The organism is Flammeovirga pectinis, assembly GCF_003970675.1.
Classification (GTDB): Bacteria; Bacteroidota; Bacteroidia; order Cytophagales; family Flammeovirgaceae; genus Flammeovirga; species Flammeovirga pectinis.
In genome coordinates this window covers 3163762-3176496 of record NZ_CP034562.1, presented here as the reverse complement: position 1 = coordinate 3176496, position 12735 = coordinate 3163762, and the positions used below count along the sequence as shown (strand labels likewise).

At 31.4% G+C, this 12735-nt stretch carries 11 protein-coding genes; 4 read left to right on the top strand and 7 right to left on the bottom strand.

What is annotated here, in order from left to right; translation table 11 throughout:
* Positions 1 to 67: 67 nt before the first annotated feature.
* The 3 genes from EI427_RS12760 to EI427_RS12750 form a co-directional block, all read right to left on the bottom strand.
* Positions 68 to 343 (bottom strand): hypothetical protein, encoded by a 276-nt coding sequence (locus tag EI427_RS12760; RefSeq protein WP_126615218.1) that lies wholly within the window; start codon positions 341 to 343, stop codon positions 68 to 70.
* A 172-nt stretch (positions 344 to 515) separates the two neighbouring features.
* Entirely contained in the window at positions 516 to 1283 is a 768-nt protein-coding gene (locus EI427_RS12755; RefSeq protein ID WP_126615216.1) for a porin family protein, read from the bottom strand.
* Between the two features lie 333 nt (positions 1284 to 1616).
* Positions 1617 to 5630: an AAA domain-containing protein gene (locus EI427_RS12750; RefSeq protein ID WP_126615214.1), complete on the bottom strand. Its 4014-nt coding sequence runs from the start codon at positions 5628 to 5630 to the stop codon at positions 1617 to 1619.
* Between the two features lie 148 nt (positions 5631 to 5778).
* Here EI427_RS12750 and EI427_RS12745 point away from each other — a divergent pair, with 148 nt between their 5' ends.
* Positions 5779 to 6813 carry an FAD:protein FMN transferase gene (locus tag EI427_RS12745; RefSeq protein ID WP_126615212.1) on the top strand — a complete coding sequence of 345 codons (1035 nt, stop codon included), beginning with the start codon at positions 5779 to 5781 and terminating at the stop codon, positions 6811 to 6813.
* A 43-nt stretch (positions 6814 to 6856) separates the two neighbouring features.
* Here the strand turns inward: EI427_RS12745 and EI427_RS12740 are convergent, their stop codons facing one another.
* A complete protein-coding gene (locus EI427_RS12740; protein WP_126615210.1) occupies positions 6857 to 7249 on the bottom strand; it encodes a DoxX family protein in 393 nt (130 codons plus the stop codon).
* A gap of 209 nt (positions 7250 to 7458) precedes the next feature.
* Here EI427_RS12740 and EI427_RS25905 point away from each other — a divergent pair, with 209 nt between their 5' ends.
* On the top strand, positions 7459 to 7620 hold the full coding sequence (locus EI427_RS25905) for a hypothetical protein (RefSeq protein ID WP_155523291.1): 162 nt from the start codon (positions 7459 to 7461) through the stop codon (positions 7618 to 7620).
* Here EI427_RS25905 and EI427_RS12735 read toward each other — a convergent pair.
* Together EI427_RS12735 and EI427_RS12730 are read right to left on the bottom strand one after the other, a co-directional pair.
* Positions 7617 to 8672: an MBL fold metallo-hydrolase gene (locus EI427_RS12735; protein ID WP_126615208.1), complete on the bottom strand. Its 1056-nt coding sequence runs from the start codon at positions 8670 to 8672 to the stop codon at positions 7617 to 7619. The genes EI427_RS25905 and EI427_RS12735 overlap by 4 nt on opposite strands.
* 15 nt (positions 8673 to 8687) lie before the next feature.
* Positions 8688 to 9602: an oxidoreductase gene (locus EI427_RS12730; protein ID WP_126615206.1), complete on the bottom strand. Its 915-nt coding sequence runs from the start codon at positions 9600 to 9602 to the stop codon at positions 8688 to 8690.
* Positions 9603 to 9926: 324 nt separating this feature from the next.
* On the opposite strand from EI427_RS12730, the gene EI427_RS12725 reads away from it, so the two are divergent.
* A complete protein-coding gene (locus tag EI427_RS12725; RefSeq protein ID WP_126615204.1) occupies positions 9927 to 11114 on the top strand; it encodes a phosphoglycerate kinase in 1188 nt (395 codons plus the stop codon).
* Between the two features lie 64 nt (positions 11115 to 11178).
* Here the strand turns inward: EI427_RS12725 and EI427_RS12720 are convergent, their stop codons facing one another.
* Positions 11179 to 11652 carry a GNAT family N-acetyltransferase gene (locus tag EI427_RS12720; RefSeq protein WP_126615202.1) on the bottom strand — a complete coding sequence of 158 codons (474 nt, stop codon included), beginning with the start codon at positions 11650 to 11652 and terminating at the stop codon, positions 11179 to 11181.
* A gap of 327 nt (positions 11653 to 11979) precedes the next feature.
* Here EI427_RS12720 and EI427_RS12715 point away from each other — a divergent pair, with 327 nt between their 5' ends.
* A complete protein-coding gene (locus tag EI427_RS12715; RefSeq protein ID WP_126615200.1) occupies positions 11980 to 12537 on the top strand; it encodes a hypothetical protein in 558 nt (185 codons plus the stop codon).
* The last annotated feature ends 198 nt before the right edge of the window (positions 12538 to 12735 follow it).

Here is a 12735-nt window from a genome sequence, read left to right as displayed (position 1 = left end):
TATTTTGTAAAATAGAAAAAGCCATTCAATTAATTTTGAATGGCTTTTTTCTTGAAAATATATAGTATTATTTTTTGAAATATCTTGTAGAAACTAAATGTCCACATTCTGTTCTGTGATAGTTTACTGTGGCTTTATATTCCACTTTACCCTCAATTTCTGGGGTTGTTTGTACCATCACAGTGTGTCCTTTAGGAAAGTTACCCACTTTTTTCATTTTACCATTAACTTCTTTATAAATAGGAGTTTTACTTTTTGTAATCACTAATGTGTTTTCATTCTGATTAGCAAAAGTAAAGACTGATGAAAATAAAAAAGCTGCTGTAATAAATAATTTTCTCATGTTTATTATGCTTGTTTTTAGTATATGTGTAGTTATATGTATTATCGGAAAATATCACTAAAAAGTTTAATCAATCATCATAAAAAATGATAATTATAGATTTGTTAAACAAAAAAAGGTCGTATAGTAGTTGTACTATAGACCTTTAACTGCGATGTGTGTATAAGTTTACTTACAGAGCAAAGATTGAATATTTCAATGTTAATTGTAATGACATATTCTTCATCCAATCGTCACTTGTATTGTCGTTGCTATTAATATCTCCACTATTATTAATATCTACCATTCCGTAGTTGGCTCTAAAATCTAAAGATAGAGGCGTGTTAGCAAAGTCATAAGATGCTCCAATAACAAAAGCGAAGTCAACTTTTTTGAAATCTTGTTGATCTGCAATTGATTGCATGTCGTCATTACTTGTTGGTAATCCACTTGCAGTTAAAATCTCTGAGAATACTGGCATGTAATCATTACCACTTTCAGCTCCAGTTAATGTAACATCACCTTTCCATGTCTTTTTATTATTGACTAAAAAGCCAACTTGTCCACCACCAAATAATTTGAAGTTACCATTCTCTCCAAAACCATATTTTAAAACGATAGGTACATTAACATAGTTTAAACGGATATGAGTTTCTCCTGATGCTGAATAATTTAGAGTTTCTGGTAAACCTGTTAATTCGCTAGGGAATTGCAGAGGAATATTTGAATTTTTATAGACTCCTTGTTGTGAATATAAAAGTTCAACACCAAAAGTTAATTTTTCATTGATTGGTAAATCGTATGTAACACCACCTACAAATCCTGGTATTAAACCACCATCAGGATTCTCAACAAGAATACCAGCGTGTGATAAACCACCTTTTACGCCAAGTACGCCTTGGGCATTAATAGTCATGATACTAGCAACTGATAGTAAAAGAATACTTAATAACTTTTTCATATCTTAATTAGGTATATAATAATAAATTAGGCTTATAAAACTTAGTCGAAACGTTTGCGATAACACAAAGGTAGGAGGCTAATTTTTGCTAATTCAAATTAAGATATTAAAAGAAACTTAATGCGTAATTTATTGAAAATTAGATATTTAGTTAAATTATAGTAAACAGTGTTACTTTTGTGTTCACTAATTTTAAATAGCTAATAATTATATTGAATTGTGTGTTGTTTTCAAAATAATATTCTGAACATTTATTTTAACTCAAAATAAGTGAGTGTTTATTCATTATTAGGAAGTTGATTATTTTGGTGTAAGTGAATATGTATTCACGTATTATATAAATCGGTTATTCTCTGTGTTATCTATAAAAGCAGTGATTTTTTTGTTGAATTTTTTAGCGTTTTTCCAGATGTTTCTACTATAAAAACGCCCAAAATTCCAATGCTTACTTTTTAGTTCAATCGGGAAATATCCATGTGCTTCCTTCACAGAAATAAACTGATGATAATTTTCATCATCAGTCATTAATAAACCAATAGGTGTTTCTTTTTCCATTACAGTTAAAGCAGAGAAAGGGAGTAGTTCTAGAACTTCATTATCTTTTAAAATCTCTTCTTTTAAAGTTTTACCAAAGCCCCACTGATCATTAATATAAGAGCTAGGAGTGTACCCATTTTCTGTAACATCTTGTGCGTAGTACAAGAACTTCTTCAATAATTTAGGTCCTTCGTTTTTCACCTCATCTGTATTAAGTTGATGTGAGAGAATACTACTTACAACAAATTCTTTTTTCCTAGCTCTTGTTATAGCAACATTAAGTCTTTTTTCTCCACCTTCTTGACTTAAAGACCCAAACTGTAGATTAATTCTACCTTTTTCTGTTGGGGCATAAGTGATAGACAAAATGATATTATCTCGTTCATCTCCTTGAATATTTTCTATATTTTTTACGATAGTACCTTCTGGCCAATTTACATCAATCCTATCCATAATTTCTTGAATAAGTTCTTGTTGTTTATGGTTAAAAGTGATAATCCCAATGCTCCTTTCTCCTTGGTCAACTAATTTTTTAGCAATTTTTACTACGTGGATTGCTTCTTCTTGGTTAATGCCTTTATTCCATACAGCACCTTCAACTTTAATAAATTCAATTCCATTTTCACGTTTATCCATTTTTTCGAAGTATGGAATAAAGCGAAGTTTATTTTTATAAAAATGTTGATTAGAAAAATCAATCAAATCAAAAGATTGACTTCTGTAGTGTCCAGATAAATAATGTTCTCCTAAGAACTGTTTACCAAGATCTAATAATGAATTGACCTCCAGAGCTGGTTCTAAATCATACTCATCATCTTCTTCCCATTTCGGTTTATATAAATCAAATGGAGGTAGTTGCTGAGAATCTCCCATAATTGCAACTTGGTTTCCTCTATACATTGCAGGAATACCTTTTTCTGCAAAACATTGTGAGGCTTCATCAAAAATAACAAGATCAAAGAAAGGAATTAATGGGAAAATAGCAGAAGCGGCTTCAGGTGACGTTAACCAACAGGGTAATAAATCAAGAATTTCATCCTGAAAATTATGGAAGGTTTTTCTTAATGGCCAAATACTTCTTTTTTTATTAACCTGGTGGTATAAATCTCTATAAGTAACCCTATTATTTAATCTATTGTATTCTACTTTTTCATAAGTACGTTCTTTTAAACGCACTAATGTCATGTCTTTAGCAATAGATCTTTTTTCTAAAATTGCCTCTTGAAGGTTTTCTTCAAGCTGTTCCATAGCGCCATTAGAAACTATACGTAAAATAGGGTGTTTGATTTCTATATGGTAGAGCCAGCTAATATTTAAACTGTTCTCAAAATAATCTAACACCTCTTCAATAGGGTATTTATGTACCCCATCCATATTACCATCAATAATTCTGAGCGCAACCCATTCATGCTGTCCGAATGATTCTTTTAATTTATCAAAGCGACAGATTTCATCAAAATCATCTTCTAAGACCTCCTTAAATTCTTTAATCGGAATCTTATTATTTAGAATGTCTTCAACTTCTAACGGAGAAAGGTATGTTTCCCAATTTGCACGAGTTTTTGGTATTTTATGGATACATTTAAACAAGACATCCATTTTTGTCCATAACTCATCATAACTATAATTATAGAGTTCAATAAACTGAACACTTGATCGTAAAGAAATATAGATTTTACGAGCTTCGATTGCTTTTAAACCAGCTGCAAACCATTTAATCCAAGTAGGTTCTTCTAAATCTGCAGGGAAGTACGACAGCCATCCATACTTACGCATATCATTTTTCTGATGCGTAAGATTCATTCTATTTTCTAATCTATCTCTTAAATCTCTAAGCCCCTTTTTTGTATTTGGGAGATCATTCTTTTCAAGTAAGGTATTGACAAATTTTCGGTGTGAAGAGAATTGCCATTTTAATAATGTGAGCGGGTTGTTTTTTGCATCAATAGATGTTGTTACCCATGAAATAACATCTCCTAGTTCATCATCAGATAGTGTTTTTTCTACTTTAGTACCAGCATTATTAAAAGAACTTAAACATCCTCTTCTGTGGTTTTGCCAGTCTTGAATAGTAGGAACACGACCTCTCTTTTTTATCATCAAATTAAACATTTTGTAGACTTCAGGATCACTGATAATCTCCATGAACTTGTTTACTTGATTTTCTTGTCTCAATATCCAAAGACATTCATCAAAGGATAATTCTACTTGAATATTTTCTTTTATTTCTTCAATAATCTGATCTCTGAATGGAATTATTTCATCAATAATTTCATGCATATGTGTAATGGCACTACTATCAAAATTATTAAATGGAATTCTATCTTTCCATACATAGCCATCTGCATCTAATTTTTCAGCAAACTCAAGGTATGTTTTTAAGCGTTTTCTATAGTTTTTTATTTCTGATAAATCGAACTGTTGGTAGCATCCTTTAAGGTGTGTGTGTGCAGATTTTCTATTGCATTTAAGGTATAATTCTTTTGCTGAAATTCCACATTCTTGGGTGTCGTACAGAGCATCTCTAAAATCATCTAATTGAGAAATTGTACTATCTATTTGCTTTGAACGAAGGGCAAAATTGCGTTCTAGTTGCATTGCCCCAAGGCTATGATTGTCTTCTTTAAATTTGTCTAGAGCATCAATTTGCTCTTTCATTTTATTGTATATATGCCCTCTGTCATATCTGTGGTCATGAACCATTGCACAAAAAGAACCCATAGAAATTTCTTTCATTCTTTTAAATACAACGTCCAGTGCAGCACGTTTTTGAGAGATAACCAATACATTTTTGCCTCTTGTAGTAAAATCTGCAATTAGATTACAAATTAATTGAGATTTACCACTACCAGGAGGTCCTTGAACAACTACTGAATTACCACTTTTTATAGTTTTAACAACCTTCTCCTGAGAGGCATCCATAGGATATGGAGAAAGCAATTCTTCTTCTTGTTGAGATTTACCTACGAAGGTATCTTTTACACCAAGATCTATTAAATGATCTTGAGGAGAACCAAAGAAATCTTCTAAATCTTTTACAGCATAGTTTTCAATCAAATCATCATAATCTGGCATTAAGTAAGAATCTGATTGCGGAAAGATCCCAACTAATGCTTCAGAGAAAAGTTTCATTTCTCCTTCACCATATTGAGTGGTGAAATCTGTTTTAGTTAACTTCTCAAAAGGTTTAACCCACTCTCCAAATGTATCTTGGTTAAAGTTTAATTCTAACTTAGAATTTTCTAATGTATGATATAATTTGGTTAAAAATTCTCTTGAATCTTTAGGGAAATCTTCGAAAGTTAATTCTAGAAAGTCGTCTTTAAAACGGGTATTATTATGATGAGAAATTGCTAATAATAATGTCTTATTAAAAGTAACCTCTGTATTTTCTCTTAATTGTAAGCACCAATTTCCATTTTCAACCACAAGGTTTACCGGAAAAAAAAGTAACGGAGCGCGTAAGTTCCCACCTGTAGCTAACCTACCATGTACAAATGGGTATCCTAAGAATAAATCGTGACGACCTCCTTCTTCTAAAACATACTTTGCAGCTTTAGCTACTCTTCTTAATTGCGTACTAATTTTGTTTGCACTACTATCTCTAGCATCTGCAACAGGACTAATAGGAATATTCTTGTATCCTTTAATTACCTGACGAATTATATCGAAAGAAGGCAAATGCATTAGCTGGTCAAGATCTGCTAAATCTACATATTGACCAGAATAAGCTCTAGGTAAATACAAAGATTTATTTCTTGCAGATAAATTGGCAAGTCTCTTTTGGTAGGTTTTGAGGGTCTTTTGCACTGTTTACTTTTTAATTTTGGTCTTAATCACAGAATCTTTTAAAATAATTGCTAAACAAATAGGTGTATAATAAAAGACTTAATCACCTTTGTGAGAGTAATAGATTCACAATTTCTATCAAGATACACAACGAATAATTAAAATCGTAATGGATTACAGGAAGAAAAACATTATTTATTCGATAATTCTAATTGCCTTCATTGGAATTGTTTGGTCATATAGACAATCACATCAACCAATTAATACTCATTTTCATGTAACAGGAACAACTATGGGTGTGGTTCCTTATAATGTAAAATATATTGATGAAGAAGGTAGACCTTTGGATAATGAAATAATAATAGCTTTAGAAGAATTTAATCAGTCTTTATCAACATATATCCCTTCATCAGAAATATCTAGGTTTAATAAAAATAAGGAGCTGACTTATGAGTCTGTTTATTTCTACCCCGTAATTAAAGAAAGTAAAATAATATATGATGAAACTGGAGGAGCATTCGATCCTACAATTCAACCGTTAGTAAAAGCATGGGGTTTTGGGCCGGGCAAAACACCAACTATAAAACCAGCACAAGTAGACTCTATTTTAGACTATGTAGGTTTTGATCAATACATTTCATTTACAGATAAAGCGGTTACTAAATCTAAAGATGGGGTAGAACTAGATTTTAGTGCAATTGCAAAAGGATACGCTGTAGATGTTGTTGCAGATTTATTACGAGAAAGGAACATCTCTAATTTTATGGTCGAAATTGGTGGAGAAGTAGTTTGCTCTGGTAAAAATGAAAAAGGGAAATTATGGAAAATCGGTATTGATAATCCTCGTTTTTCTGAATCGGGTAAAAATCAAATTTCTATTATAGTAGAGTTAGATAATAAAGCATTGGCAACCTCTGGAAATTATAGAAATTTTTATATTAAAGATGGAAAAAAATATGCACATACATTAGATCCAAGAACGGGTTTTCCTGTACAACATAATCTTTTAAGTGCATCTGTATTTACTCCAAGCTGTATGGCTTCAGATGCTTATGCAACTGCATTTATGGTAGCTGGAGTAGAAAAGTCGATTAAGATAATTGAAAATAACCCTGAGATAGAAGCTATTCTTATTTATGATGATAATGGTGAAATGAAAAATTATATTTCTTCTGGTGCAGAAAAATATATTTATAAGAAATAATAAAAAAAGTAGGATGCATTTATGTGTATCCTACTTTTTGAATTTATAGTTTATAACTGATATCGAATAAATAAGGAATGTGCTTTCTTTGATCCCAAAGTACAATACCACTTAAAATTTCTGTTATTATTGCTAAGAAAAATAGAGAGCCACCATCTCCGTTTACTTCAATTCCAATAACTGTAAGATGCATTAATATAGCACCTGCTATTATACCTAAAGTAAGTCCTGCACCTATCCAAGCAGTTCTAGGAATTAAAATTAAAATACTGGCTATTAACTCCATAATTCCAATACTTACTCTTCCAAAAGGTTCTAACCCAACTTGAGAAAAAATAAAAACACTATCTGGATGAGCAGAGAATTTAAAACGTAATGTCTGAACTAAAATAATCGCAATTAATATTCTGATTGTAATGATAATATACTTTTTCATTCTATAGTTTTTTAGGTTGTATTTCTAATTTCTACTACAAATTAAACGCATTATTACTTCTCCATATGTGAAGCGCATCACATTGAATAAAAAATATCAATTTAACTTTTTTAAAGAATTTCAAAATATGCGTTAATGAATACATCTTTTTCAAAAAAAGCCTCGTAAAGTAATTTAGATTACACTCACTACCATATCATCTCAATATTATGATAGCATTACGTCAAAACTTTAGAAAAGTATTCTTTTGGTTTAAACTCACTGTAACTTTAACATCGAGTTCAGTAATTGCTTCAGCTGAAAAAGTTGAAGAAGCTGATTTTTTTGTTATCGAAATTTACGAGTCAGTTACAGATTTTGTTATGAACTAATCTAGTTCATTCCACCAATTTGTGTGTTTATCTTCTTCTCCAAGAGTTACAACCTCTCCAATTTTAGGAGTAAAAAACTTTATATTTTTCTTCTTCGCTTCAATAATAAACCGCTCAATGGGTTCTTTCCATGGGTGAAGTGCAAGAACAAAACCTCCCCAATGTACTGGTAGTGCATTTTTTACTTTTGCATCTATAGCTGCTTGTACACTTTCTTCTGGATACATATGTATACTGTGCCAATTCTCGTTGTATTGACCGTTCTCCATAAACCCCCAATCAAAAGGACCTAGTTTATCACCAATTTCTTTAAAGTGATCTCCATAGCCACCATCTCCACTCCAATAAATTCTAGTAGTAGCGGTAATAAAAGCCCATCCTCCCCAAAGCGATTTAGCTCTATCTGTTAGACCTCTTCCAGAAAAATGTCTAGAAGGTGTGTATGTAATTTCAATACCTTCAAAAAGTGTCTTATCCCACCAATCCATTTCAGTGATTAGGTCAGCGTTTACTCCCCATTTAATCAAATGTCTTTTAGAGCCTAGGCCAACTATATATTTTCTAACCTTAGGTTTTAACTTTGTTATACTCGCTAAATCAAGGTGGTCATAATGGTCATGGGTTAACATTAATACATCAATCTCTGGTAACTGATCAATAACATCTAAACTATTTTCACTAAACCTTTTTGTTGTAACAGGACCTATTGGAGATGCATCTGGACCTAACATAGGGTCTATTAAAATAGTAGTTCCTTCAATTTGTAACAAAGCACAAGAATGGCCATACCAAACACATTTAGGAATATCTGGAGAGCTTTCAAATAGATTTTTATCTAAAGGAACTATAGGTAAACTTTTCTTCGGAGCTCTTGCAGCTCGGTTAGTAAGTTGAGCTTTTAGTAAACCCGGAATAGTTTTTAAGTTGATATTCATTGTTGTCAACTCAAGGTTTTCAAACTTTCCATCTTTCCAATTTTTTGATTTTTCTAATTTCTTTTCTTCGTTATCAGAAAAAGGACCGCCAAATTGATGGCTAAATAAATGGAGCATAACTTTATTATATGATTAAATTGAGTAAGTAAAACCGGTTAAACGTTCAGAGGCATCCCAAAGTAATTTGGAAATATCAGTTCTATGGGAATATTTAGTAGATGAAACTTTTTTAGGCTTATGCCCTTTTATTTCATTAAAACCATCAGGTCCTGTATAATCACCACTTTTAATATCTTCTCCTAAAGCAGCGTAAACAGTTGGCAAAGCACCCATTTCTGGAGTATTAAAAAAGCCACCAAATAATGTTTCAACAATAGTGTATAAAAACTTAGGAACATGTTGCCCTAAATTGGTGGTTGCGCCTCCTGGATGAGCAGCTACAGAAATTACATGGCTTCCACTTTTTTCAAGTCTTCTTTTTAGTTCGTAGGCAAACATTAAACAGGCTAATTTACTTTGGCTATATGCACCAAATTTAGAATAACCGTTCTCTGCATTGAGATTATTTAAATCAATTTTTCCGTTCTTATGTGCCATACTACTTAAAGAAACTATTCTAGCACCTTCCGTTTTTTCTAACAGAGGTAGAAGTAAGCCCGTTAATTCAAAATGGCTAAAATAATTTACGCCCATCTGACTTTCAAAGCCATCTTCAGTTTTAGCAAATGGAGGAACCATTATACCCGCATTATTGATAAGTAAGTCTAACCTATCAAATTGCTCTTTATACGCACTTGCAAAATTTCTTACAGATTGTAAAGAATTTAAATCTAATTTCATCACAATAATCTCAGCACCCGGCACAGTTTTAACTATTTCCTGTTTTGCCTTTTCAGCTTTTTCAATATTTCTACAAGCCATCACCACCTTAATATCTTTTTTTACAAAAAACTTAGTGGTTTCGTATCCCAAGCCAATATTGGCACCTGTAATAATTGCAATCCGACCTTTTTGTGAGGGAATAGTATTGAAATTGAACGTATTCATTTTATTAATTTAATATGGAAGTGTACTTAAAGTGATTGATAACACTACATTAAGTTATGAATTAAAGATGATTAATTGAAAGTATGTTAACGAAGGTATCATTTTCCTCTACTTTTGGGTTATATAAGAAGAACACTTTGGCAGCCGGTCAAAACCAGTCATCTGATGAAAAACTAGACCTTAATTGTTTAAAACGGTGATTTTTACGCTTAAAGATTTCTTTTTGAAGTCTGATTTTGATCATTTTTTTAATCGATTAATAAATCTAGTTTGCGACTGCAAAATTTAAAATTCAAAATAATCTATTAAAAATAGTTTAAAATTATGAAAACGATCGATTCTTATAACTTCGAAGGAAAAAAAGCTGTAGTACGTGTAGATTTAAACGTGCCGTTAAATCCTGATTTTTCAATCCGTGATTTTACTCGTATTAATGCAGTTATTCCTACGGTAAAGAAGATCATTGCAGACGGTGGTTCAGCTATCTTGATGTCACATATGGGGCGTCCGAAAGATGGTTTTGAAGAAAAATTCTCTTTAAAACACCTTGTTGCTACACTTTCTGAAAAATTAGGTGTTGAAGTGAAATTTGGAGGAGATCCTATTGGTGCTGAAGCAGATGCTATGGCAGCAGATCTTAAGCCAGGTGAAGTAATGCTTTTAGATAACCTTCGTTTCTACAAAGAAGAAAAGAAAGGTGATGAAGCATTTGCTGAAAAATTAGCTTCAAGAGGAGATGTTTGGGTAATGGATGCTTTTGGTACTGCACATAGAGCGCATGCTTCTACAGCAGTTATCGCTAAATTCATGAAAGATAAAGTTTCTGGTTATGTAATGGCAGCGGAAATATTAAACGCTAAGAAAATTACAGAAAATCCTCAACGTCCTTTCACTGCAATTATGGGTGGTGCTAAGGTTTCTGATAAAATCTTATTAATTGAGCGTATCATGGATGTTGCTGATAATATTATTATCGGTGGTGGTATGGCATATACATTCTTTAAAGCACAAGGAGGTACTATTGGTAACTCTTTATGTGAAGAAGAAAAATTAGATCTTGCTCTAGAATTAATCGAAAAGGCAAAAGCTAAAGGAGTTAATTTATTATTACCAGTCGATTCTATTTGTGGTGATAAATTTGGTGAAGATGCAACTGTTGCTTCTTACGATTCTAATGCAATTGCAGACGGTTACATGGGTCTTGATATTGGACCAAAAGCATCTGCTGAATTCTCTAAAGTAATTAAAGAATCTAAGTCAGTTCTTTGGAACGGACCAATGGGTGTTTCTGAATGGGCTAACTTTGCAGCTGGTACTACAGCGGTTGCAACTGCTGTTGCTGAAGCAACTGAAGGCGGTGCATTCTCATTAATCGGTGGTGGTGATTCTGCTGCAGCGGTTAATACTCTAGGGTTTGGAGACAGAGTATCATACATCTCTACAGGTGGTGGTGCAATGTTAGAATTAATGGAAGGAAAAGTTCTTCCAGGTATTGCAGCTTTAGAAGACTAATTTAGTCTGATTTAGATATATAAAAACTCCCTACATTGTTTACAGTGTAGGGAGTTTTTCTTTTTTAAAAGGATGATATTTTTACTGCTGATAAAGTAGGAAGTTCTAGTCTATCATTATCTATTTTGAACCCATTTCTTAAATAGAAGTTTATTGGGGATAAATATTTTTTACCATCTGATTTATAATACCTATCATGATCAATTACCCAACCATTTAAGCTACCAAAATTTTGTTTCCCTAACGCTAAAAGTTTTGAGCCAATACGTTGATGTTGATAAAAACTATTTACAATTGTAGCAAACCAAGTTTGACCTTCTCTCTCAAAACAGAAAAACCAACCTACTATTTGATTACCATAATTTTTTACCAAAATATGTTGTTTACTTTCTAAATTGTTAAGGTATACATCAAGAGCATCTGTATTCTCAAAAGCCAATTGCATAGGATATTCTTTATTCCAGAGTTTACAAATAGTTTCTTTGTCAAACTCAGATAGCTCAGATTGAATATTGATAGTAAAATCATTCCACTCCATAATAATCTCTTTTCATATTTATCCCTTTTCTATAAAAGTAGCTAATATAAGAAGCTTATTTTTTAAGTAAAGAAAAGTAGTGTATTACAGTAAATTTATTCCATTTACTAAATAAGCAGATTGTTAATATTGACAATTATTGTGATTTACTACTATTAATAATTTATAGCTTTATAAAACAATAAATAGCTTGAAAATACATAGAGTTGGTTAATAAGTATTTTTATGGTGAGTAAATCCGACATATTCCCGTTAAAATATTTTAAGTTGAGAAACTGTAATTCAATTATATACGTACTTTATGTATATATTTAAACAAAATTAGTGATGAAGACATTTATAAGAACACATGATGAAAAAAGGACTCCATATTGGTGGATGTCTGCTCTTACAGGGGTTTCTTATATTCTTATAGGAGCACTTCTTTTGATTATTCCTTTTGGGTCAAATTTTCAATTAACGGAATTCTTTGCAACAGTATTATTAATAAGTGCGTTGTTTGAAATAAATTTTATCATCTCAAATAAATCAAAAATATTTAGTTGGGGTTTTAATCTTATCAATACAGTTTATGATTTATTAATGAGTGCTATATTAGTGTTTAGTAATGAATTAGGTAGATATTTTATTATATACTTTTCTGGGTTTTGGTTGTTATCAAAATCTATAAGTTCATTAAACCTTGGACTTCACTTAAAGAAAACATCATTTCTAAAAGTTATGTCAATTTTAACGAGTATTGTAGCATTAGTATGTTCAATGTTCTTAATAATTAATGAATTATTTTCTTTCCTAGAAATTAGAGGAATTATAGGTGTAGGTTTATTATCGATGGGTTTAAGCAGGCTGTTTGATTTTAAACTACAAGATAAAGAAAGATACTAAATTGAGAGTCATATTTACAACAAGTAAGTATGACTTTTTTTGTTATTAAGAAATAAAAACCATTTCCATTTAATCAAAAAGTAGGATACTTTAAATAAAAAATTGTTTGTTTTTATGTTATATGTGTATAAATCATCATATTTACATTTAAACAAACTTGACTACTATTATTAGAAAAGTTTAACAACGACTGGTTTA

Coding starts and splice junctions, on each gene's coding strand:
- EI427_RS12760 (WP_126615218.1), bottom strand. CDS start 343: ATGAGAAAATTATTTATTACAGCAGCTTTTTTATTTTCATCAGTCTTT.
- EI427_RS12755 (WP_126615216.1), bottom strand. CDS start 1,283: ATGAAAAAGTTATTAAGTATTCTTTTACTATCAGTTGCTAGTATCATG.
- EI427_RS12745 (WP_126615212.1), top strand. CDS start 5,779: ATGGATTACAGGAAGAAAAACATTATTTATTCGATAATTCTAATTGCC.
- EI427_RS12740 (WP_126615210.1), bottom strand. CDS start 7,249: ATGAAAAAGTATATTATCATTACAATCAGAATATTAATTGCGATTATT.
- EI427_RS25905 (WP_155523291.1), top strand. CDS start 7,459: ATGATAGCATTACGTCAAAACTTTAGAAAAGTATTCTTTTGGTTTAAA.
- EI427_RS12735 (WP_126615208.1), bottom strand. CDS start 8,672: ATGCTCCATTTATTTAGCCATCAATTTGGCGGTCCTTTTTCTGATAAC.
- EI427_RS12730 (WP_126615206.1), bottom strand. CDS start 9,602: ATGAATACGTTCAATTTCAATACTATTCCCTCACAAAAAGGTCGGATT.
- EI427_RS12725 (WP_126615204.1), top strand. CDS start 9,927: ATGAAAACGATCGATTCTTATAACTTCGAAGGAAAAAAAGCTGTAGTA.
- EI427_RS12720 (WP_126615202.1), bottom strand. CDS start 11,652: ATGGAGTGGAATGATTTTACTATCAATATTCAATCTGAGCTATCTGAG.
- EI427_RS12715 (WP_126615200.1), top strand. CDS start 11,980: ATGAAGACATTTATAAGAACACATGATGAAAAAAGGACTCCATATTGG.